We start from the raw sequence: 20,434 nt of genomic DNA on the forward strand, positions 1-20,434 counted from the left end.
TGTTTCCCTTGGCTGACCCCCGGGGCTCTGCCCCGGGCCCCGGGATATTTATGGACCAATGAAGATGGGCAGGTGGCGGGGGCGCCTTTCAGCGTGTAAACTGTTGCAAATTGATGGAGATTTGCGATGTCCCACCGCGCCCTTTTGCCCCTGACCCTGATCCTCACCGCCTGCGTTCCGGGAGAGATGCCCAGCCGGGCCGCCTCGGGGCATCAGGACTTTCTGGAGCTTTGCGCGCCATGTCACGGGGTGTCGGGCAAGGGCGATGGCGAGCTTGCGGCGGGCCTTGCCCATCCTCCGGCCGACCTGACCCGGGTTTCGGCGCGGCATGGCGGGGAGTTTCCGATGGCTTTCGTCATGTCGAAGATCTGGGGCTATGAGAAGGGCAAGGCGCCCTCGGCCCTGATGCCGAAATTCGCACCGCTGATGGAGGGGCCGACCGTGCTGGTCGATACCGGCGACGGCATCCAGACGCCGACGCCCGAGCGGCTGGTGGAACTGGCCAATTACGTCCGTTCGATCCAGGGGAAATGACCGGGATAACCCGAACCTTGGAATGCAAGAAGGCGGGCCTGCGGCCCGCCTTCTTGTTTGTCATCCCGTCCTAGATGACGGGGGTGTCTTCCACCATGCGGCGGCGGCGCTCTTCCTCGGTTTCGACGCGCCAGCCATCGGCCTCATAGGTCCGGCGACGGTCCGCGATCAGCGGGCTCGGCACGCGGTCGAGGGCGGCGATGACTTCGGCCTCACGCTCGGAAGGGTAGCGGACCGAGACGAGGATGCCGCCGCGGCGCACCGCTTCGGAATAGACCGGCGCATCCTCTTCCGAGACGCCAAGGTCGGTCAGCGCACCGACCGCGCCACCGGCAACCGCGCCACCGGCCACGCCGAGCGCCGCAGCGGCCAGCCAGCCGGCCGCCACGACGGGGCCGAGGCCGGGGATGGCGAGGATGCCAAGGCCGGCCAGAAGGCCCGCCCCGCCGCCAAGCGCCGCGCCGATGCCGGCCCCGGTCGCAGCGCCAGAGCCATCGGCCACGGGGGCCGCGGCATAGATCTCGTGATCGGCGCGCAGCTTCTCATTGCCCAAGAGCGAGGCATCGACGCCGGGAATGCCCAGGGCATTGACGGCATCGGCAGCGCGGCGGGCATCGCCATAGGTGTCATAAATGCGGGTGGTAACAGCCATGATAAACTCCTGTTTCTGAAAGATAGTTCTGGCCCTTGGGGTCCGGGTCACCGGCCCCTTGGAAGTGAAGTTCAGGGAAGATCCGCTCAGTTCTTGGCGGTGACGACGTTGCCCTTGTAGTCGATGGCAACCGAGACGGCCGCGCCATCCACCATGCCGGTGCCGCGCCAGACGCCCTTGTCATCCTTGGTCAGCGCCGAGACGCCGGCCACACCCCAGGCCAAGGCACGATCCTGGGCCTGACCCTCGGTGAAGCTGTTGGCGCCTTCGAAGGGCGCGCCTTCCTCGGGGGTCTTGTGGGCATAGGTGTTGGTGGAGCAGAGCTTGACGAAGGCATCGTGATCATAGCCCTTGGCGTCCACCGTCATGTCCCCGACGCGACCCCAGGCATAGGCCTGCGGCGCCTCGGTCTCGGAGAGGAAGCCGTTGGCATCGGTGTCGAGCGCGGTGAACTGCGCTTCGCAATCCATCGGCGCCATCGGGGCCGCAGCCGGGGCCGTCGCATCCGCCGGAGGGGTGGCGGGGGCGGTGGAATCGGCCGGGGCCGGGGTGGTGGCCGGGGCCGTCGTGTCAGCCGGGGCCGGGGTGGTCGTCGTCGGATCGGCCGGGGCCGGGGTCGTGGTGGTGGTCTGTGCAAAGACCGGCGCGGCCAGGGCCAGGCTGATCATGGTGACGCCCACGAGGGTGCGACGATGGGTCATGGTAGATCCTCATATCTTGTTCAGATGATGCAGGAACAACCACGGCGAGGGGCCTGGGGTTCCGGAGCGCGACACAATCTTGCGCGGCAGGCCGGGAAAACGGCGGATCTTTGCTCTTTTACGCAAATGTGAGCGGCACTTCGCTGAAAGGGGGTGCGGCGTGGCGAGATTTGGGAGGGAGGGGCGGGTGTTAAGGGGTTGAATATGCGTTGGTATTTCGCGGTTCCCTGGCAAAATTGCGCTTTGGAAGCGGGAGGGGCGATGGCGCGGGGGGAGGTTCAGCGATTGGGTGGGGTGTTGGGCGGTGCGCAATGAATGCGCACCCTACAGTCTGCTGATGCCGAAATTCGCCGCCTTGATGGACGGGCCGACGGTGCGGGTCGATACCGGCGACGGCGTCCGGACGCCGCGGCGGCAGGTGGAGATCGCGGATTGTCTGCAGACCATTCGGGCGAAGTGAGCGGAGCCAAGTCCTTGCGGGCGCTGGATTAATCCCGGGGTTCGGGGTGGGGGCGCCGGTCTTTTTGTCGTCTTCCTTCTGTCTTCCTTTGGTCTCTACGCGCGGGGGGAGAAGGGGGCGTTAACCATGATTGGGGAATCAGGCAGCGATGGCGGCAGGGATTGGGTGAAGAACGGGGGGTAAGGAGTTGATTTGGTTTGAATTTTGGTAGAGTGCGTGATTTCACGTGCCGGTCGCGCAGCGGTGAGTGAAATCGCGCACCCTACAAGAACTCCCTAGGCGGCGGGGGAGAAGGGGCGTTAACAAGTGTTGGGGCGTCGGGTGAGGATTAATGGTATGGGTTGATTGGATTGTTTTGTGGTGCGCGATGAATGAGCGCCGTACAGCTTGCTATTCGTTTTTTAGCTGGGTGATGAGGGAATTAAGTGCGCTAGTTGGCACATAATTGAACATATGGCGCGAAGCATTTGCCAAGATTCCCGCAAAGCGGACTTCAGGCCCCTCTGCGCGGTCGACTAATTTAAAGACTGGCCCTCCGCTCATGCCGTCTGGAGAGTATTTAATTGCCGGGCGCGGAATAAAAGAAAATCGGTCGCTCACTGTGGGCGGCACCGAATAACCCCAGACACAATTTGGTCCGGCCTTATACGTCATTGAATCGTAGTCAATTGCATTGCGATGGCCGGGATAGCCGAGGGCGCAGAGTGTCCCCGCGTCTTCGGACGAAGCTTCGAAAAGATCGTTGGAAACGTCATACCAAATGCTTGGCGAGAGCGCGCCTTCATCTACCACTCTTGTATATTCGAAGAGGATACAATCGACGATCGCGCGTTGATCCCCGATCGGATTTGGAAAGGACGCTGCATGCGACGTGATCAGCACTCCGCGATCCCGATTCGCCAGAACCAGTTGTCGATAGTGATAGGCGTAGAGGTCAAGTTGATGGCAAGTAATGGCGGCAAAGTAACGGTCTGCATATTTAATCCGAGATATTGATCCCGACAAAGTCATTGAAAATGGCTCAATTCCTTCCGTATAAAAGAGCGCCGGATCGACGTAACGCTGTAGATTGTTCGATAGGAGATGATTGGGCACCAGTAGCCCGTTAAGTCTAGTCGCCGCAGCAGGACGCGAACCGAAGATGGTGTCTTTTTCTCTCAAACATCCAACTCCTCCACGAACCGCGCATTCTCCTGAATATACTGGAACCGCAGTTCGGGCTTCTTGCCCATCAGGCGCTCCACCAGGTCGCCGGTCTCGCCGGGGTCTTCCTCGACGATGGTGACGCGGATCAGTTGACGGGTCAGGGGGTTCATCGTGGTGTCTTTGAGGTCTTTCGCGTCCATCTCACCCAGACCTTTGAAGCGCTGGACGTCGATTTTCCCGCGGCCGCCCAAGCCCTTGGCCAGCATCAGCTCTTTTTCGGCGTCGTCGGCGACGTAGATGCGGCGGGCGCCTTGCGTGAGGCGGTAGAGCGGCGGGCAGGCGAGATAGAGGTGGCCCTTGTCGATCAGGGGGCGCATCTGGGCGAAGAAGAAGGTCATCAAGAGGCTGGCGATATGGGCGCCGTCGACGTCGGCGTCGGTCATGATGATGATCTTGTCATAGCGTAGATCGTCGACGTTGAATTTGGCGCCCATCGCCACGCCGAGGGCCTCGCAGATATCGCGGATCTCGGAATTGTCGTGCAGCTTGGCGGAGGCGGCACCGAGGACGTTGAGGATTTTGCCCTTCAGCGGCAGAAGGGCTTGCGTCTCGCGGTTGCGGGCGGCTTTGGCGGAGCCACCGGCGCTGTCGCCTTCGACGATGAAAAGCTCGGTGCCCTCGCGGTTCTTGGCGGAACAGTCGGTGAGTTTGCCGGGCAGGCGCAGCTTCTTGGTCGCGGTCTTGCGGGCGGTCTCTTTTTCCTGCCGGCGCTTCAGGCGTTCCTCGGCGCGCAGGATGACGAAATCGAGGATGGCGCCGGCGGATTTGGTATTGCCGGCGAGCCAGTTGTCGAAGTGGTCGCGCACAGCACCTTCGACGTATTTGACCGCCTCTTCGGTCGCCAGACGGTCCTTGGTTTGCCCCACGAATTGCGGCTCGCGGATGAAGCAGGACACCAAAGCGCAGCCGCCGGTGGTCAGATCCTCGCGGGTGATGAGGTCGGTCTTGCGGTTCTTGGTCAGGTCGCCGTAAGCGCGGATGCCCTTGAGGATCGCGTTCCAGAAGCCGGTCTCATGCGTGCCGCCTTCGGGGGTGGGCACCGTGTTGCAATAGGACTGGATGAAGCCGTCACGCGCCGGGGTCCAGTTGATCGCCCATTCGACCGAGCCGGGGACGCTGTATTTCTCCTGAAAGCTGACCTTTCCGGCGAAGGGGCGGTCGGCATAGGTGGTGATCTTCTCCAAAGTGTCGGAAAGGTAATCGGCGAGGCCGCCGGGGAAGTGGAAGGTGGCCTCCATCGGCATGTCGCCGTCGGGGATGGCGGATTTCCAGCGGATCTCGACGCCCGAGAAAAGATAGGCCTTGGAGCGGACCATGCGCATCAGGCGTGAGGGGCGGAAGGCCTGTGCGCCGAAGATCTGCGGATCGGGGTGGAAGGTGATCGAGGTGCCGCGGCGGTTGGCCACGGGGCCGACCTTGCGGATGGGGGCGAGGGGTTTGCCGCGCGAGAAGTTCTGGGCGTAAAGCTCCTTGTTGCGGGCCACCTCGACATCCATCCGGTCCGACAGCGCGTTGACCACCGAGGAGCCGACGCCGTGGAGGCCGCCCGAGGTCTCGTAAGCCTTGCCGCCGAACTTGCCGCCGGAGTGGAGGGTGCAGAGGATGACCTCCAGCGCCGACTTGTCCGGGAATTTCGGATGGGGATCCACGGGGATGCCGCGGCCGTTGTCGCGCACGGTCAGGGCGCCGTCCTCGTGCAGTTCGATGTCGATGCGGGTGGCGTGACCGGCCACCGCCTCGTCCATCGAGTTGTCGATGATCTCGGCCGCGAGGTGGTGATAGGCGCGTTCGTCGATGCCGCCGATATACATGCCGGGGCGGAGGCGGACGGCCTCGAGCGGTTCCAGCACCTCGATGGAAGAGGCGTCATAGGTCTCGGGCGTGCTGGAGAGGAGATCGTTCATGGGCGGGGGCGTTCCTTGGGGGGGCCTGATGTTGTTGTCGGCCATTAGACACCGGCAAGGGGTAGGGGCGCAAGGGCGGGGTCTTTGGCAAGCAAAGCGCCGCATCCGGGGGATGCGGCGGTTATGGGTCTTGGCGCGGGCTTCTGGCTGGGGTCAGGCCGGTTCGGCGCCGCGCTTGTCCCACATGGCCTTGAAGGCCGGGCGGGATTGGGCGCGGGCCAGCCAGCCGCTGACGGCGGGAAACTCGGCCAGCAGCGTCGGGTGGCTTTGCGCATAGCGCAGGCATTCGGCGGTGTTGATGTCGGCCACGGTGAAGCGGGAGCCCACCAGCCAGTCGGAGGCCGCAAGCTGGCGTTCCAGCCGGGCCAGCGGACGGCGCAGCTTTTCGGCGCAGATCGCGATATGGGCCTGACCCTCGGCGGTGTCGGCGGCATTGGCCTGGGTGTTGAGGATGTCGAGTGCGGGACCTTCCAGCGCCGTGGCGGCAAAAAGCGCCCATTGTTCCATCAGCGCGGCCTCGGCATCCGATTGCGGGCCAAGGGCGCCGCCGTAGCGGCGGGCGATGTAGAGCGTGATGGCGAGGCTTTCCGACAGGACGAGGTCGTCTTCGACCAGGGCCGGGATCTGGCCGATCGGGTTGACCGAGAGGAACTCGGGCGAGGCGGTGTTCAGGGGTGCATCCGCCGCCTTGGGCTGGTTCAGGCGGTAGGACTGGATCACCGGGACATGGGTGAAGTCCACGCCGCATTCTTCCAGCAGCCAGAGCGGGCGCGAGGCGCGCGAGCGGTAGACGCCATAAAGCGTGATCATCGGTGCAGCCTTTCCTTGCCGTTTGGCGCGACCTTAGTGCGGCGCAGGGGCGAGGAAAAGGGGTGGCTTGCTGCCCCCGGAATGAGCAGATATGAACCCTCATGGCCCAAGATTTGATCAGAAATTTCATCCCGCATTCCCGCGCCATGCTGGTGCTTGGGCTGCCCTTGATCGGCAGCAACCTGGCGCAGATGGCGCTGCATGTCACCGATACCGTGCTGCTGGGCCGCTATGGCGTGACCGAGCTTGCCGCCGTGACCATCGCCAGCACCAGTTTCTTCGTGGTCTTCATCTTCGGTTCCGGCTTTGCGCAGGCCATCATGCCGATGATCGCCCATGCGGTCGGCCGCGGCAACGAGACCGAGGTGCGCCGCGATGCGCGGATGGGCCTCTGGCTCTCGCTGGGCTACGGGCTTCTGACCTATCCCCTGTTCTGGACCTCGGGGCGCTGGCTGCTGAGCCTGGGGCAGGAGCCGGATGTGGCGCGGCTCGGCCAGGATTTCCTGCGCATCGCGGGGCCGGGGATGGTGCCGGCGCTGCTGGTGATGGCGCTGAAATCCTATCTTGCGGCGCTGGGGCGGACGCAGGTCGTGCTTTGGGTGACGCTGGTGGCGGTTCTGGTCAACCTCGTGCTGGGCTATACGTTGATCTTCGGCCATTGGGGCGCACCGGAGCTGGGCGTGCGGGGGGCGGCGATTGCGACGCTGACGGTGCAATGGCTGAGCTTCGTCACCCTGGCCTTTTACGCGCATTTCCACCCGATGCTGCGGCGCTTTCACCTCTTCAGCCGGTTCTGGCGCGCCGATCCCGCGGCGCTTTTGCGGGTGTTCCGGCTGGGCTGGCCGATCGGGGTGACCGGTCTGGCGGAAAGCGGGCTTTTCTCGGCGGCCTCGGTGATGATGGGCTGGGTCGGCACCGTGCCCCTGGCCGCGCATGGCATTGCGATGCAGGTGGCGGCGCTGGCCTTCATGGTCCACCTTGGCCTGTCGAGTGCGACGACGGTTCTGGCCGGCCGCGCGGTCGGGGCCGAGGACCCGCGGGCGCTGCGTGAAGTGGCGCTGACCGGGATCTGCCTGTCGGTCGGGCTTTGCGCGATCGGCATCCTGCTGTTCCTGAGCTTTCCGGTCCAGATCATCAGCCTCTTCCTCGACACGACCAAGCCGGAATCGCCGGCCATCCTGGTCACCGGCACCGGGCTTCTGGCGCTGGCCGCGCTGTTCCAGCTGGGCGATGCGATGCAGGTGATGGCCTTGGGGCTGCTCCGCGCGATCCATGACACGCGGGTGCCAATGTATGCCGCGGCCTTCAGCTATTGGGGCATCGGCATCCCGTCGAGCTATGTCCTCGGCTTTCACTTCGGTCTGGGCGGCGAGGGGATCTGGCTGGGGCTTTGCGTCGGGCTCTTGTTCGCCTCGACCAGCCTGATGCTGCGGTTCTGGCGCAAGGCGCCCCTGGCCGAAGTTGCGGCCTGATCAGTCGGCCACATCCTTGGTCAGCCGTTCGGATTTGCGCCGCACGAGGGTGGTGCGCAGATCGTGCATGGCGAGCAGAAGGTCATCGGTGACCTGATCCAGCTGCGCCTCGGTGGCCCGGGACTGCACCCATTGCGTCGTCAGGTTCAGATAATCGACCGCGCGCAGGATGTCGTCGACATCGCGCGCGGCGAGAAGTTCGGTGCGTTTGGCCAGCCAGGTGCGGATCTCGGCCAGGTCGGCCTCGGTCAGGGTGGCGCTGTTGTGCGGCTTGATATTGCCGTTCTTGACGTTGACGGTGGCAATCTCGACCAGTTCGATCCGGCGCTGGCGGTTTTCGGTATCGACCCGAAACACCACCGCGCCATTCTCGCGGATGCGAAAGTAATAGTCCGGCAGATCGCCCGGCATCAGGATTCCCTAGTTCAAGCCCGCGCAGAAGGTCTGGATGCGGCGGCAGGCCTCTTCCAGCACGCTTTCCGAGGTAGCGTAGCTGACGCGGAAGTTCGGCGAAAGCCCGAAGGCCGCACCGAAGACCACGGCAACGCCGGTTTCCTCCAGAAGGGCGGTGGCGAAGGCCTCGTCATCGGCGATGAAGGTGCCGCCGTCCGAGGTCTTGCCGATGCAGCCGGAAATGTCGGGATAGACATAGAAGGCGCCCTCGGGGTTCGGGCAGGTGATGCCCTTGGCCTGGTTGAGCATCGAGACCACCAGATCGCGGCGCTTCTGGAAGATCTTGCGGTTCGGGGCGAGGAAATCCTGCGGGCCGTTCAGCGCCTCCAGCGCGGCATATTGGCTGACCGAAGAGGGGTTGGAGGTCGATTGCGACTGGATCGTCGCCATCGCCTTGATCAGATGCACCGGACCCGCGGCATAGCCGATCCGCCAGCCGGTCATCGCATAGGATTTCGACACGCCATTGCAGGTGAGCGTCCGGTCATAGAGGCCCGGCTCGATCTGCGCCGGGGAGACGAATTTGAAATCGTCGAAGACGAGGTGTTCGTACATGTCGTCCGACATGATCCAGACATGGGGGTGCTTCATCAGCACATCGGTCAGCCTGCGCAGCTCGGCCTCGGAATAGCCGGCGCCGGTCGGGTTCGAGGGCGAGTTGAAGATGAACCACTTGGTCTTGGGCGTGATCGCGGCTTCCAGCTGGGCCGGGGTCAGCTTGAAATTGGTCTCGATGCCCGCGACCACCGGGACCGGGGTGCCACCGGCGAGCAGGACCATGTCGGGGTAGCTGACCCAATAGGGCGCGGGGATGATGACTTCGTCGCCCGGATTGCAGGTCGCCATCAGCGCATTGTAGAGCGTCTGCTTGCCGCCGGTGCCGACGGTGATCTGGTTCGGCTTGTAGGAAAGGCCATTCTCCCGCTCGAACTTGGCGCAGATCGCGGCCTTCAGCTCGGGGATGCCATCCACCGCCGTATAACGGGTCTTGCCGGCGTCGATGGCGCGCTTGGCGGCCTCGCGGATGTTCTCGGGCGTGTCGAAATCCGGCTCGCCGGCGCCGAGGCCGATGACATCGCGGCCTTGGGCTTTCAGCTCCGCCGCCTTGGTGGTGACGGCGATGGTGGGCGAGGGTTTGACTCGGGCAAGCGTGTCGGACAGGAAGGCCATGGCGGGCTCCGGATGGGTTTGATATGGGGCCTCATAGGCCCGCGCGCGGCGGGGATCAAGGAGGGCTGGGGATGGAAAATCCGCAAGCGCGGTTGAAACGGATGGCGATGCGCAGCTGGCGGCGCGGCACCAAGGAGATGGACCTCGTGCTCGGCCCCTATGCCGATGCCCGGCTGGGGGCGATGACCCTGGCGGAACTCGACGCCTATGACGCGCTTCTGGCCGAGAACGACCAGGACCTGATGGCCTGGATGCTGGGCCAGAAAGCGGCGCCCGAAGCACATGCCGAGCTGATCCGCACCCTGGCCGCCTTTGCCGAAACCCGGCTGCGGGCGGGCGGCGCGTAAAATTGCCGCTGAAAATTGCGGCGAATCTGGTGCGAGTTTACGATATGTTTGTGTTTTGTGCCGAGTCTGTGCCTAGCCCTTTGGGATAACGGTACGGAGATTTTCAATGACGCTGCAAGCGCCTCTGCTGGACGGATCGCAAAAGGCCCTGCTTTCGGGCTATCTGGACAGCCTTTCGATGCTGGAACGCCTGCATCGGCTGCTTCTGGACGTGATCAAGGATGAATTCGAACGGCTGGGGATCCTGGAGATCAACTCGGTCCAGGCGCTCTTGCTGTTCAACATCGGCGAGAATGAAGTGACCGCGGGCGAGCTGAAATCGCGCGGTTATTACCAGGGCTCGAACGTCAGCTACAATCTGAAGAAGCTGGTGGAACTGGGCTACATGCACCACCAGCGCTCGGAAATCGACCGCCGCTCGGTGCGGGTGCGGCTGACCGAAAAGGGCCGCAGGGTGCGCGGCATGATCTCGGACCTCTTCGAGCGCCACGCCGAGGTGCTGGGCAAGCGCGGCGTGATCGACCCCGAGGTGATGGAGACGATCAACTCTTCCCTCAAGCGGATGGAGCGGTTCTGGACCGAACAGATCCGCTATATCTACTGAGGTTTGTCTTGCCTCGGACCCGGAGGGCGCGCGGCGGCCCCGGCCGGGGGGGCTGCGCGCCCCCCCGGACCCCCTGCGCGCGGGTGTCAGGGGCAGGCGGCGGGGAGAGGTCTGCAGGGCGCGGAGGGCGTCGGAGGCGGGGCTGGGGCTGGTGCCTGGCGATGAGCGGGATCTGTGGCGGGTTCGGGATAGGGCTTTGGCGGGCGCTTTGGCGCTGTGGCCCGGGCGGCCGGAGCATGGCGGCGCGATTTTCGTGAGGAGGCTTGGGGCGGTTTGGCCTTGAGGGTGGCGGCTCGCCGGGGGTGGCTGTCGCGCGGATAGGCTCGGCGAGGTGGTCTGTGCCCGGTTGAGGTGAGGCAGAGCTGTCTTTGCCATGTTGGCTGACTTTGCCCTGTTGACGTGTGGGGGGATTGTGAGCGCCGACTTGTTGGACTTTCGGCTGACCTGCGCAGGTCTGCCCTGACCTTAGGTCAGCGCCAGAGATGCGCTTTGGTTGCGAAAGCCCCTTGCAGTTTGGCCAAAAGGCGCAGCGCCGGGCCGGGGCGGGGCAGGGCGCCGGTGGCGAGGCGCTCGACCGCGACTTCGGGCGGGCAGGGGCGGCGGCTGACCGGGTCGTAATAGCGCGGATAGGCGATCAGGGCGGCGTGGATCAGGGCGCTCAGCCTCACGCGGGGCAGCGGATGGCCATCGGGCGCGCGCAGGCGGCGTTCGGGCACCGGGCCGAGGTCGCGGGTCAGGCCCCAGCCGGCATAGAAGGGCGCGCCGAGGCAGGTGACGGGCTTGCCGCGCAACAGCGCCTCGAAGCCGAGGAGCGAGGTCATGGTCCAGACCGCGTCGCAGGCCTCGATCAGGGCGATCGGGTCGGCGTCGCGCGCCACCAGATCGGCGAGCCCGCTGAGGGCCTCGGGCGACACAGCGCCGGGGCGCAGGCCGGCTTCGACATCGGGATGGGGTTTGAAGACGACAAAGGCCTCGGGATGGGCGCGGCGCACTTCCCGCAAGAGGCCAAGGTTGTCGCGCACCTCACCCGCGCCGAGGCGGATCGAGGCGTCATCCTCGACCTGGCCGGGGACGAGGATGCGCAGCGCCTGGGCTTCCGCGGGCGTGTCGGCGGCGGGGGGAGGGGGTTCGGCGGGCGGGGTGCCTAAGGTCGCGACAGAAAGCTTCGCGCCGGTCTCTCCGTGCCCGGCCGGAAGCTGTCCGGGGGCGGAAGGGCGGGGCGGCAGATCGGGGATTTGGCCGGTCAGATTGTATTTGCTCAGACGCCCGGCGATCAGCGACTGGCGCAGGGCCTCGGCGCGGGCCTCCGCCTCGGGAGGGAGGGGAGCGCGGATCAGGGCTTCAAGCCGGCTCGGGCGGTTCGGGTCGTAGTAGATGCCGAGGTCATCGGTCACGAGGCTCAGCGGCGGGATCAGCGCGGCGCCGAGCCCGCGTGAGCGCAGGAAGCCATCCTCGACCCGCAGGCAGGGCAGATCGGCGGGCGCCTTGCCGGCCCAGACCAGAAGGCTGCGGTTGGTCCTGGCGGCAAGCTTGGCAGCACTGTCCTGATTTTCGCAGAAAATCAGGGGCTTGGAGCGGCCGAAGAACTCCTGCAGCCGGCGGCGCTTCCACAGGCGCATTCCGGTGGCGACATGGCCCTGGCGGTCCTGGCGGAAGGCGCGGGTCTCGGCCTCGAGCTGGTCGATCACCGCTTCGATCTCGCAAAGCCGGTCGCGGCAGGGGTCGTACCAGGTCGGCGCGAGGATCATCGCCCCGGCGAACAGCTGGGTGCGGGTGAGGGTCCGGCGGCGGCGGTCCACCGGCATGCGGTCATCGCTGAGGCCCCAGCCGGCGTAGAAGGGCTGGCCGAGGACCACCGGCCGATGCCCGGCGAGGATCGCCTCGAAGCCGAGTTGCGAGGAGACGGTATAGACGGCCACCGCGCCTTCCAGCAGCCGCCAGGGCGAGGCGGGCTGGTCATAGAGGCTGACCCTTCCCTGCGCCGCGGCGGCGGAAAAATGGCCTTGGCGCAGGCCGGATTGCGTCTCGGGATGGGTCTTGATCAGGATGCGGGCGGTGGGATGCTCTTCCTGGGCCAGAGCGAGAAGCTCGGCAAAGCGGGCGGGGTCGGGGGCCGAGGCGTCGCCGCGGGTCTGGTCCACCACCAGCACATAGCCGGGCGCAGGCGGCGCGATATCCGGATCGTGGAGGTTGTATTTCGACAGGTCCAGCCGCTGCAGCCGCGCCATGGCAGCGCGGGCGCGGGCGAGGAGGTGGCTGTCGTCGAGGGGCGATTTCGCGAGGATCTCCTCGATCAGCGAGGGGGTGCTGGCGTCGAAATGCACGCCCCTGGGGTCGATCAGCAGGCCCAGGGCCGCATCGCCCATCCGCCCCGGGCGCAGCGAGCGCAGGAAGGCATCCTCGACCCGGATCAGCTGCACCTTGCGGCGGGCGGCCACGGCCTCGCCGCGCCAGGCGTAGGGCGAGCGGCCCCAGACCACCACGCCATCCTCCGGCCCGGGCAGGCCGAGGCGCAGCTCGTGTCCGGCAAGGCTGAGGATCCGGCGCAGGCGCTTTTGCCGCAGAAAACCCGCCGTATAGGAAAAAAGCCGCCGGGGGATGGCCCCGGCGGCTTTTGAGGTCTCTTGCGCGGCCATTCTCGCCTTAGAGGCCGGTCTTCGAGGCGATGCCCGAGGCGGCACTGGCGGCGGTATTGGCCGAATTCGCGGTCCCGGTGATGGCGCCGATGGTCTTGCTCCACTGCACGAAGGGCGCTTCGGTGACATAGACGGTGTCGCCGTCGCGGATCAGGAAATCGCGCGCGTCGAACATGCCGGTGGGCTTGGTGAGGTCCAGCACATAGACCATCCGCTGCGCCCCTTGCAGGTCATGGCGGTTCAGCACGGCATTGGCGATGTCGGCCGGTTCGTTGCGCAGCACGAAGACCCCGGTCGGATCGGCGAGGTTGGAGGAGAGGCCGCCGACGGTGGCGATCGCCTCCAGCGCGGAGAGCGTCTGGGTCTGGAACGGCACCCGGCTTTGCGTGCCGGTGGCCCCCAGCGCCACGAAAGACCGGCTGTCCTGTTCGACCACGATCTGGTCGCCCGGACGCAGGGCAATGTCGAGCCGGGGGTTGGAGTAGAGGTCCTGCAGCCAGACCTTCTCGGTCCGGTTGCCGCGGGTGACGCGGACCACGGCCACCGGCAGCGGGATCGTCGCCCCGCCGGCCTTGGCGATCATCGCGGTCAGGGTGCGGGTCGGCGCGTCGATCGGGAAGTTGCCCTGCCCGCCGACCGAACCTGCCACGGTGACGGTGGAACCATTGCCGGCCAGCCGCTGCACGATGACCTGCGGGTCGGGGGTCTGGGTGTCGAGCTTGCGGGTGATCGTGTCGCGCAAGCCGTCCGGTGTCTGTCCCGCCGCCTTGATCCGCCCGGCATAGGGGACGAAGATATAGCCCTTGCCATCGACCTGCAGCGTCTGCAGCGCCGAGACGCGCTGCCCGGTGTTGCCGAGGAGCGGGTCATCCTTGACGTTTTCGAAGACGGTCATCCCCAGCGTGTCGCCGGGCGAGATGATGTCGGACGGCAGAACCCCGGCATTCATGAAGGTCGAGGAGAAGCCGAGCGCCGGCATCACCGAAGTCGTGCGCGTCACCTGCGGGTTGACCGTCACGATGAAGGCATCGCCGCCGTTCAGGACCGAGCCCGCAAAGATCTCTTTCTTGTTGGGGCCGGGGCGGGGCAAGCCACAACTGGAGGTGCCCAACACAAGCACCACAAGGGAAAGGGCCGCGACCCCCCTCGATCTCATCAATTTCACTGCTCGGGCTCCTTTGGTGGAGTTTGCCTCAACTTTTGCCTGTAAGGCTACAGAACCATGGAGGAAATTGAAAGTGTTCTGTGCGCGGCCCGCTCGGGCGGTCAGTTGACGAGGCGCAACTGTTGCCGCGGTGCCGCGTTTCCCGAGGTGAGCGCGTCATAGGGGTCCTCGGGCTGCAGCATCATGTCGACGACCTGGCGCAGCAATTCGCGCCGCCCGCGGGCGGAATAGAAGCCGCCGGGGATCTGGCTGGTTTCCAAGAGATAGTGGCGGTAATCGCGGTAGGCGCGGCTGTCGGGCCGGGTCGGATGGGCAAAGAACTCCGCCAGGCTCTGGTTCGAGACGAACTCCGGCTTGGCATAGACCGCCGCGCCAAAGACCTTGAGCGGCAGCCCGCGCCAGAGCACCTGCTGCGCCGCGGTGGAATTGACCGTCACCGCCGTCCGCGCATGGTTCAACAGCCGGGCAAGCTTGCCGCCGCGGACGAAATGCACCCGTCCGGTGACACCATGAAGCCGCGTGAGGCGGGCAATCTCGCGCGCGACGGGGACGCGGCCATCCTCCAAAGGATGCGCCTTGAAGACCAGGTGATGATGGGCCGGCGCGCCCTTGGCAAAGCCTTCGACGACCAGGGTCAGAAACTCTGCCATGGTGCGGAATGGGGAGTGCATCTGAAAGCTGCTGTCATGTTCCAGCTGCAACAGCACGAGGTGATAGGGAAAGCCGCCATGCTGGATGCGGCTTGTGGCGGCCAGACGCTCCAGCCGGTGAACGGGCAGGAAGGCCAGCCGCTTGAGGTAAAGCCAGAATTCCTGGCCGACGGTCAGGGCGCGGTGCGGGCGGAAATTGCGGTAATCCCAGAAGCCGGTCAGCACGAACCAATGGTAGAGCGCGCCCCAGAACATGTGCTGGCGCATGTCGCCCCAGCGCGCCGGGGCATCGGGAAGCTCCATGTCCAGCTGTTCCAGCGCCACCTGCATCTGGCGGATCGACAGCTGCATCAGCCGCGAATGGCCATTGGCGCCGCCGCGTTCGTAGGTCACCCAATGCGGGCGCAGATAGCCTTCCTCGAAGACATGGATCGTCAGGCCCAGCTCCTTGGCGATGGTGACCGCCTGGGCATGGATCGGCCGCGTGTCGCCATAAAGCACGATGTCGGTGATGGATTTTTCAGCCACGACCTGGCGGAAGGCGGCGGGCCAATCCGTCTGCTGGCCCTTGAAGGCGATGAAATTGCCCGGCTCGCGCCACATGGCCCGATCGCCCCGGTTGAAGCCGATCCGCCAGACATCCGCCCCCGCCGCCCCGAGCATCCGCCCCAGGCGTGAGAAGAAGGGCCCATGCGGTCCCTGCAGAAACAAGAAGCGATGTCCGGTGGCCGATGCCGTCATGTGTCCCGCGATCCAATCCCCTGTTCCATGGCGGATTTTGCCGCAAGGTAAAGGGGAACTCTTACCAAGAGCTGACCCTCGTCAAGCAGAACGGCAATAATGAGGCAAAACCCGCGCTTGCAGGAGGCCTGTGGCATCGCTACCTCATAGGCAAGGGCCGGCATGGCCAGCGTTCAGGACAAGCGGAGACTGCGGATGTTCACCGGAATCGTGACGGATATGGGCGAGGTGCTGACCCTGCGCCAGGAGGGCGACCTGCGCGCCCGGATTGCAACGGCCTATGATGTCGATGGCATCGACATCGGCGCCTCGATTTCCTGCGAGGGGGTCTGCCTGACCGTGGTCGATCTCGGCGCCAGCCCGCGCAACTGGTTCGATGTGCAGATCTCGGCCGAGACCGTGTCCAAGACCAACCTCGCCGCCTGGGAGGCGGGCAAGAGGCTGAACCTCGAACGCGCGCTGAAGGTGGGCGATGAATTGGGCGGCCATATCGTCTCGGGCCATGTCGATGGCGTGGCCGAGGTGGTGGGCCTGCATCCCGAGGGCGACAGCCTGCGCGTGACCTTCCGCGCCCCGCCGGAGCTGGCCAAGTTCATCGCGCCCAAGGGTTCGGTCGCGCTGAACGGCACCAGCCTCACGGTGAACGAGGTGAACGGCACCGATTTCGGCATCAATTTCATCCCCCATACCCGCAAGGTCACCACCTGGGGCGATGTGGCGCTGGGCGACAAGGTCAATCTCGAGGTCGACACGATGGCGCGCTATGTGGCGCGGTTGCGCGAATGGGCGTGAGCGGGCAGCTGGGCCATAACGGCGGGCCGAGCCTTGCGCCGGGCGAAAGCTGGCGCCGGTTCTGCTGGCAGAAGGCGCGGCAAGCCCTGCTGCCGACCCTGCCGATCGAGGTTTTGCGCCTGCGGGTGAAGCGGGCGCAGGACCTTGGCCTCGACTATCGCACCTATGCCTCAGTGCGCGCGGCAAGCGGCCATGATGTCGTGGCCTTCCTCTTCTCCTCCAACGCGCTGCGCCTCGCCCGCGATGCCGCGATGCCGCCCGATCGCGCCGCAAGGCTCGCGATCATCCGGAACGCCCGCCGGATTGCTTTGGCTCAGGGCCTCGCCCCCGCCACGATCCTGGAGGCCAACGCCGCCTTCCTCGAGGCCGCCCATCCCGCCCCGCGCCCCTTCGCCCCCTTCGCCGAGGCCCGCGCCACCCTGCGCGCCGCCTTGCCGCAGATCCCCGGCGACCGCGTCATCCTGATCGGCGACACCGCGCTCGAGGCCGAATGGTGCGCCGCTGGCCGCCTCGCAGCCTACCTGCCCGCCGACCGCTTCTTCGCGTCCCCCTAAGCCTGGAGGGGTGTTCCAGAGGGGCCCCGCCCCTCTGGCAGGGTGGCGCGGAGGGGCAGCGCCCCTCCGCTCTCCCCCCAAACGCACAATCGCTCTTCCCAAACCGCAGTCCGCCGCGCCCGTGCTCTCTCTGGCCTTTGCGCCGTCTTTTCGCTACACCGTCGCCGAGAGTTTGCGGAGCAGGATGATGAGCCAGATCAAGACAGAATTTTCCGATGCGATTTCTTCGGTCGAAGAGATCATCGAGGATGCCCGTCAGGGCCGCATGTACATCCTCGTCGATCACGAGGACCGCGAGAACGAGGGCGACATCTGCATCCCGGCCGAAAAATGCACCCCCGAGGCGATCAACTTCATGGCGACGCATGGCCGCGGCCTGATCTGCCTGACCCTGACCGGCGAGCGGATCGACCAGCTTGGCCTGCCGATGATGGCGATGAAGAACTCCTCGCGCCACGAGACCGCCTTCACCGTCTCGATCGAGGCCCGCGAGGGCGTGGAAACCGGCATCTCCGCCAAGGACCGCGCCATCACCGTGGCCGTGGCCATCGACAAGACCAAGGGCAAGGCCGATCTCGCCACCCCGGGCCATGTCTTTCCGCTCCGCGCCCGTGACGGCGGCGTTCTGGTCCGCGCCGGCCATACCGAAGCTGCCGTCGATGTCAGCCGCCTTGCCGGGCTCGACCCCTCGGGCGTCATCTGCGAGGTGATGAAGGACGACGGCACCATGGCGCGCCTGCCCGACCTCATCGCCTTCGGCCAGAAGCATGGCATCAAGATCGGCACGATCAGCGACCTGATCGCCTACCGCCGCCGCCACGACAACCTGATCAAGGAACGCGCCGCCAAGCGCGTCCATTCCACCCATGGCGGCGAATGGCTGATGCGGGTCTTTGCCGATCAGGCGCATGGCGACGAGCATATCGTGCTGTCCAAGGGCGATCTGTCGGGCGACGCGCCGGTCCTCGTGCGGATGCATGCGCTCAACCCGCTGGAAGACGTGCTCGGCATCGGCGACACCCATGTCGGCGATCTGCAGGGCGCGATGGCGGTGATCGCCGCCGAGGGCCGTGGCGTCGTCGTCCTGCTGCGCGACACCACGATGAAGGTCGTCCTCGAAGGCGAGGCCTCGCCCCAGACCCTGCGGCAATACGGGCTTGGCGCGCAGATCCTCGCCTCGCTCGGCCTGACCAACATCACCCTCGTCTCCAATTCCGCCGCCCCGCGTGTCGTGGGCCTCGAGGCTTACGGCATCACCATCCAGGGCACGCGCCCGATCAAGGAATGAACCATGGCCGCCTCTGAAACCCATTACAGCCTGCCCCTGCCGGAATTCACCAAGCCGGTGAAGCTGCTGATCGTCGTCGCCCCCTATTACAAGGACATCACCGACAATCTGGTGGCCGGCGCCCGCGCCACCGCCGCCGCCGTCGGGGCCGAGGTCGACCTTCTGGAAGTGCCCGGCGCCTTGGAGGTTCCGACCGCCGTGGGCCTCGCCGAGCGTCTGGCCGATTATGACGGCTATGTCGCCCTCGGCTGCATCATCCGCGGCGAGACCACGCATTACGACACCGTCTGCAACGATTCCAGCCGCGGCCTGATGATGCTCGGCCTTGGCGGCGCCTGCATCGGCAATGGTATCCTCACGGTGGAGAACCGCGAACAGGCCGTGGTCCGCGCCGAGCCCGAGGGGCAGAACAAGGGTGGCGGCGCTGCAGCTGCGGCCTTGCACCTGATCGCAATCTCGCGCAAATGGGCGGGCCAGACGAAAGGGATCGGGTTCCGCGCATGACGACCGAAAACAAGGCCGACAAGAAACAGATGAAATCCGCCGCCCGGCTTTACGCCGTGCAGGCGCTGTTTCAGATGGAATCCTCCGGCCAGACGGTTGAGGTCATCACGCGGGAGTTCGAGACGCACCGCTTTGGCGCGATCTACGACGAAGAGGAAATGGCCGAGGGCGACACCGCCCATTTCCGCGCCGTCGTCGACCATGCCGTCAACATGCAGGCCAGGATCGACCAGCTGACCGACCGCGCCCTGGTCGCCAAATGGCCGATCGCCCGGATCGACCCGGTGATCCGGGCGCTCTTCCGCGCCGCCGGGGCCGAACTCACCTCGATGTCGACGCCGCCGCGTGTCGCCATCACCGAATATGTCGATGTGGCCAAGGCCTTCTTCCCCGATGGCAAGGAGCCGAAATTCGTCAATGCCGTGCTTGACCACATGGCGCATGAGATCCTGCCCGAGGGCTTCTGAGCCCCGGGCGCAGGGGAAGCTTCCGACAAAGTGATTCGCGAAACCGCCGGCCGGGGGCTGCCGCCAATGCGGTGCTTTTGTGTCAGGCCCGGTTCGGCGCAAAATAATCAGGCTGTGATGGGCGGAAATTGGCGGGTGGCGGCGTGATCACGAATTTCGCCTCTCCCCTTGCGGCGGCGACGTGCTAGCCTCATCTTAAGCTGATCGACGCCCCAGGAGGAATCATGCCGAAGCTCGTCCGTCTGTACATCGTCAATGTCGCCCTGGGCTTTGCTTTGGCTCTGGTCTTCGTGGCTTCGCTGGTGGCGCTGAACGTGGCGGGGATCGGGCATCTGGTCCTGGGCTCTGACATGGGGATCGTGGCGGGGCTGATGCTCTGGATGTTCCATGGCGTGGTCTTCGCCGGGGTGCAGTTCGCGATCGCGGTGATGGGTCTCGCCGATGACCAGGGCCCGCGCGGCGGCAAGCTGATCCCGATCCGGGTGGAAGCCACCGCGCAGCGCAAGATCCGCCGCTGATCCTTTCGCCTTGCCGAATGCCACAAGCCCAAAGCGCTGCTTTGGGCTTTTTGCGTGGCGGAGGAGGGCAGGGTGGCGGGCCCGCAGCGGCCGTGGAGACGGAGTTTTCCCGAGAGCCAGAGGTCTCAGGTGGGCGCCAGGTAGCAGGACCAGGATCCTGTCAGAGCCAGCTCCCATTCGGTTGCTTATCGGCCACTGGAAAAGTTGTCTCGCACGTGAAGAGCAGCACCCGCCACCCTCATAGATAGGCGCATGCGGCCCCCTTCGCAAGGCTTGCCTGATGTTCACCTTTGGTTCATATTTGCGCGATGGATCAGCGCGAGCCTCCGCCCCTTGTCGAGACCTTTCCCGCGATGCCCGGACAGCGCCTGGCGCGCGGCGTGGCCCGCGCGCTGCGCGGCCTCGATTTCGTGACGGTGGAAGAGATGGTGCCAGCGCCGGGCCTGCGCGTCGATCTGATGGCGCTGGGGCCGAAGGGCGAGCTCTGGGTGATCGAATGCAAGTCGAGCCGCGCCGATTTTCAGGCCGATCAGAAATGGCAGGGCTATCTTGGCTATTGCGACCGTTTCTTCTGGGCGGTGGATACCGAATTTCCGACCGCTTTGCTGCCCGAGGGCAGCGGGCTGATCCTGGCCGATGCCTATGATGCCGAGATCATCCGGATGGGCCCGCAAAGCCCGCTCGCCCCGGCGCGGCGCAAGGCGCTCGTCCACAGATTCGCCCGCCACGCCGCAGCCCGGCTGCACGGCCACCGCGACCCGGGCGTGGCCGGCCTGATCGCCCGGATCTGAGGCGCCCCGAAGATG

Annotated in this window: 22 protein-coding genes; 12 read left to right on the top strand and 10 right to left on the bottom strand. The window is 65.7% G+C overall.

Annotated elements, in window-relative coordinates; genetic code table 11:
* Window positions 1-126 precede the first annotated feature (126 nt).
* Complete coding sequence (locus AC1DZT_RS22520) at window positions 127-534, top strand: c-type cytochrome (RefSeq protein ID WP_478008894.1); 408 nt, start codon at window positions 127-129, stop codon at window positions 532-534.
* Between the two features lie 70 nt (window positions 535-604).
* On the opposite strand, the gene AC1DZT_RS22525 is transcribed toward AC1DZT_RS22520, so the two are convergent.
* Entirely contained in the window at window positions 605-1,186 is a 582-nt protein-coding gene (locus tag AC1DZT_RS22525; protein ID WP_478008895.1) for a hypothetical protein, read from the bottom strand.
* Between the two features lie 86 nt (window positions 1,187-1,272).
* The gene (locus tag AC1DZT_RS22530) at window positions 1,273-1,887 is read right to left on the bottom strand and encodes a hypothetical protein (RefSeq protein ID WP_478008896.1); all 615 of its coding nucleotides are present in this window, start codon (window positions 1,885-1,887) and stop codon (window positions 1,273-1,275) included.
* 337 nt (window positions 1,888-2,224) lie between these two features.
* Between AC1DZT_RS22530 and AC1DZT_RS22535 the strand changes: the two genes are divergently transcribed.
* Entirely contained in the window at window positions 2,225-2,347 is a 123-nt protein-coding gene (locus AC1DZT_RS22535) for a hypothetical protein (RefSeq protein WP_478008897.1), read from the top strand.
* 390 nt (window positions 2,348-2,737) lie between these two features.
* Here AC1DZT_RS22535 and AC1DZT_RS22540 read toward each other — a convergent pair whose 3' ends face one another.
* From AC1DZT_RS22540 to AC1DZT_RS22550, 3 genes are all read right to left on the bottom strand, one after another.
* Window positions 2,738-3,508 carry a hypothetical protein gene (locus tag AC1DZT_RS22540; protein WP_478008898.1) on the bottom strand — a complete coding sequence of 257 codons (771 nt, stop codon included), beginning with the start codon at window positions 3,506-3,508 and terminating at the stop codon, window positions 2,738-2,740.
* A complete protein-coding gene (gene parE, locus AC1DZT_RS22545) occupies window positions 3,505-5,457 on the bottom strand; it encodes a DNA topoisomerase IV subunit B (RefSeq protein ID WP_478008899.1) in 1,953 nt (650 codons plus the stop codon). Before parE ends, AC1DZT_RS22540 begins: the two co-directional genes overlap by 4 nt.
* Window positions 5,458-5,610: 153 nt before the next feature.
* Window positions 5,611-6,267, bottom strand: a complete 657-nt coding sequence (locus tag AC1DZT_RS22550) for a glutathione S-transferase family protein (protein WP_478008900.1) — start codon at window positions 6,265-6,267, stop codon at window positions 5,611-5,613.
* A gap of 101 nt (window positions 6,268-6,368) precedes the next feature.
* On the opposite strand from AC1DZT_RS22550, the gene AC1DZT_RS22555 reads away from it, so the two are divergent.
* Entirely contained in the window at window positions 6,369-7,739 is a 1,371-nt protein-coding gene (locus AC1DZT_RS22555; protein ID WP_478008901.1) for an MATE family efflux transporter, read from the top strand.
* On the opposite strand, the gene AC1DZT_RS22560 is transcribed toward AC1DZT_RS22555, so the two are convergent.
* Window positions 7,740-8,150 (bottom strand): hypothetical protein, encoded by a 411-nt coding sequence (locus tag AC1DZT_RS22560; RefSeq protein WP_478008902.1) that lies wholly within the window; start codon window positions 8,148-8,150, stop codon window positions 7,740-7,742.
* 9 nt (window positions 8,151-8,159) lie between these two features.
* Complete coding sequence (locus tag AC1DZT_RS22565) at window positions 8,160-9,362, bottom strand: pyridoxal phosphate-dependent aminotransferase (RefSeq protein WP_478008903.1); 1,203 nt, start codon at window positions 9,360-9,362, stop codon at window positions 8,160-8,162.
* Window positions 9,363-9,433: 71 nt separating this feature from the next.
* On the opposite strand from AC1DZT_RS22565, the gene AC1DZT_RS22570 reads away from it, so the two are divergent.
* Both AC1DZT_RS22570 and AC1DZT_RS22575 read left to right on the top strand, forming a co-directional pair.
* Window positions 9,434-9,709: an FAD assembly factor SdhE gene (locus AC1DZT_RS22570; RefSeq protein ID WP_478008904.1), complete on the top strand. Its 276-nt coding sequence runs from the start codon at window positions 9,434-9,436 to the stop codon at window positions 9,707-9,709.
* Between the two features lie 106 nt (window positions 9,710-9,815).
* Window positions 9,816-10,313: a MarR family winged helix-turn-helix transcriptional regulator gene (locus tag AC1DZT_RS22575; RefSeq protein ID WP_478008905.1), complete on the top strand. Its 498-nt coding sequence runs from the start codon at window positions 9,816-9,818 to the stop codon at window positions 10,311-10,313.
* 470 nt (window positions 10,314-10,783) lie between these two features.
* On the opposite strand, the gene AC1DZT_RS22580 is transcribed toward AC1DZT_RS22575, so the two are convergent.
* From AC1DZT_RS22580 to AC1DZT_RS22590, 3 genes are all read right to left on the bottom strand, one after another.
* The gene (locus AC1DZT_RS22580; protein WP_478008906.1) at window positions 10,784-12,949 is read right to left on the bottom strand and encodes a capsular polysaccharide biosynthesis protein; all 2,166 of its coding nucleotides are present in this window, start codon (window positions 12,947-12,949) and stop codon (window positions 10,784-10,786) included.
* A gap of 7 nt (window positions 12,950-12,956) precedes the next feature.
* A complete protein-coding gene (locus AC1DZT_RS22585; protein WP_478008907.1) occupies window positions 12,957-14,114 on the bottom strand; it encodes a polysaccharide biosynthesis/export family protein in 1,158 nt (385 codons plus the stop codon).
* Between the two features lie 101 nt (window positions 14,115-14,215).
* The gene (locus AC1DZT_RS22590) at window positions 14,216-15,505 is read right to left on the bottom strand and encodes a capsule biosynthesis protein (RefSeq protein WP_478008908.1); all 1,290 of its coding nucleotides are present in this window, start codon (window positions 15,503-15,505) and stop codon (window positions 14,216-14,218) included.
* Between the two features lie 195 nt (window positions 15,506-15,700).
* Here AC1DZT_RS22590 and AC1DZT_RS22595 point away from each other — a divergent pair, with 195 nt between their 5' ends.
* The 7 genes from AC1DZT_RS22595 (at window position 15,701) to AC1DZT_RS22625 (ending at window position 20,419) form a co-directional block, all read left to right on the top strand.
* The gene (locus AC1DZT_RS22595) at window positions 15,701-16,297 is read left to right on the top strand and encodes a riboflavin synthase (RefSeq protein WP_478008909.1); all 597 of its coding nucleotides are present in this window, start codon (window positions 15,701-15,703) and stop codon (window positions 16,295-16,297) included.
* Window positions 16,288-16,851, top strand: a complete 564-nt coding sequence (locus AC1DZT_RS22600) for a hypothetical protein (RefSeq protein WP_478008910.1) — start codon at window positions 16,288-16,290, stop codon at window positions 16,849-16,851. Before AC1DZT_RS22595 ends, AC1DZT_RS22600 begins: the two co-directional genes overlap by 10 nt.
* A gap of 187 nt (window positions 16,852-17,038) precedes the next feature.
* A complete protein-coding gene (ribB, locus tag AC1DZT_RS22605; RefSeq protein ID WP_478008911.1) occupies window positions 17,039-18,139 on the top strand; it encodes a 3,4-dihydroxy-2-butanone-4-phosphate synthase in 1,101 nt (366 codons plus the stop codon).
* Window positions 18,140-18,142: 3 nt separating this feature from the next.
* On the top strand, window positions 18,143-18,643 hold the full coding sequence (locus AC1DZT_RS22610) for a 6,7-dimethyl-8-ribityllumazine synthase (protein ID WP_478008912.1): 501 nt from the start codon (window positions 18,143-18,145) through the stop codon (window positions 18,641-18,643).
* Window positions 18,640-19,110, top strand: a complete 471-nt coding sequence (nusB, locus tag AC1DZT_RS22615; RefSeq protein ID WP_478008913.1) for a transcription antitermination factor NusB — start codon at window positions 18,640-18,642, stop codon at window positions 19,108-19,110. Before AC1DZT_RS22610 ends, nusB begins: the two co-directional genes overlap by 4 nt.
* Before the next feature lie 224 nt (window positions 19,111-19,334).
* Window positions 19,335-19,628, top strand: coding sequence for a hypothetical protein (locus AC1DZT_RS22620; protein WP_478008914.1), 294 nt, complete (start codon window positions 19,335-19,337; stop codon window positions 19,626-19,628).
* Between the two features lie 353 nt (window positions 19,629-19,981).
* Complete coding sequence (locus AC1DZT_RS22625; RefSeq protein WP_478008915.1) at window positions 19,982-20,419, top strand: MmcB family DNA repair protein; 438 nt, start codon at window positions 19,982-19,984, stop codon at window positions 20,417-20,419.
* Window positions 20,420-20,434 lie beyond the last annotated feature (15 nt).

Source organism: Rhodobacter sp. P1_C2 (assembly GCF_056406375.1).

Coding starts and splice junctions, on each gene's coding strand:
- AC1DZT_RS22520 (WP_478008894.1), top strand. CDS start 127: ATGTCCCACCGCGCCCTTTTGCCCCTGACCCTGATCCTCACCGCCTGC.
- AC1DZT_RS22525 (WP_478008895.1), bottom strand. CDS start 1,186: ATGGCTGTTACCACCCGCATTTATGACACCTATGGCGATGCCCGCCGC.
- AC1DZT_RS22530 (WP_478008896.1), bottom strand. CDS start 1,887: ATGACCCATCGTCGCACCCTCGTGGGCGTCACCATGATCAGCCTGGCC.
- AC1DZT_RS22535 (WP_478008897.1), top strand. CDS start 2,225: ATGCCGAAATTCGCCGCCTTGATGGACGGGCCGACGGTGCGGGTCGAT.
- parE (WP_478008899.1), bottom strand. CDS start 5,457: ATGAACGATCTCCTCTCCAGCACGCCCGAGACCTATGACGCCTCTTCC.
- AC1DZT_RS22550 (WP_478008900.1), bottom strand. CDS start 6,267: ATGATCACGCTTTATGGCGTCTACCGCTCGCGCGCCTCGCGCCCGCTC.
- AC1DZT_RS22555 (WP_478008901.1), top strand. CDS start 6,369: ATGGCCCAAGATTTGATCAGAAATTTCATCCCGCATTCCCGCGCCATG.
- AC1DZT_RS22560 (WP_478008902.1), bottom strand. CDS start 8,150: ATGCCGGGCGATCTGCCGGACTATTACTTTCGCATCCGCGAGAATGGC.
- AC1DZT_RS22565 (WP_478008903.1), bottom strand. CDS start 9,362: ATGGCCTTCCTGTCCGACACGCTTGCCCGAGTCAAACCCTCGCCCACC.
- AC1DZT_RS22570 (WP_478008904.1), top strand. CDS start 9,434: ATGGAAAATCCGCAAGCGCGGTTGAAACGGATGGCGATGCGCAGCTGG.
- AC1DZT_RS22575 (WP_478008905.1), top strand. CDS start 9,816: ATGACGCTGCAAGCGCCTCTGCTGGACGGATCGCAAAAGGCCCTGCTT.
- AC1DZT_RS22580 (WP_478008906.1), bottom strand. CDS start 12,949: ATGGCCGCGCAAGAGACCTCAAAAGCCGCCGGGGCCATCCCCCGGCGG.
- AC1DZT_RS22590 (WP_478008908.1), bottom strand. CDS start 15,505: ATGACGGCATCGGCCACCGGACATCGCTTCTTGTTTCTGCAGGGACCG.
- AC1DZT_RS22595 (WP_478008909.1), top strand. CDS start 15,701: ATGTTCACCGGAATCGTGACGGATATGGGCGAGGTGCTGACCCTGCGC.
- AC1DZT_RS22600 (WP_478008910.1), top strand. CDS start 16,288: ATGGGCGTGAGCGGGCAGCTGGGCCATAACGGCGGGCCGAGCCTTGCG.
- ribB (WP_478008911.1), top strand. CDS start 17,039: ATGAGCCAGATCAAGACAGAATTTTCCGATGCGATTTCTTCGGTCGAA.
- AC1DZT_RS22610 (WP_478008912.1), top strand. CDS start 18,143: ATGGCCGCCTCTGAAACCCATTACAGCCTGCCCCTGCCGGAATTCACC.
- nusB (WP_478008913.1), top strand. CDS start 18,640: ATGACGACCGAAAACAAGGCCGACAAGAAACAGATGAAATCCGCCGCC.
- AC1DZT_RS22620 (WP_478008914.1), top strand. CDS start 19,335: ATGCCGAAGCTCGTCCGTCTGTACATCGTCAATGTCGCCCTGGGCTTT.
- AC1DZT_RS22625 (WP_478008915.1), top strand. CDS start 19,982: ATGCCCGGACAGCGCCTGGCGCGCGGCGTGGCCCGCGCGCTGCGCGGC.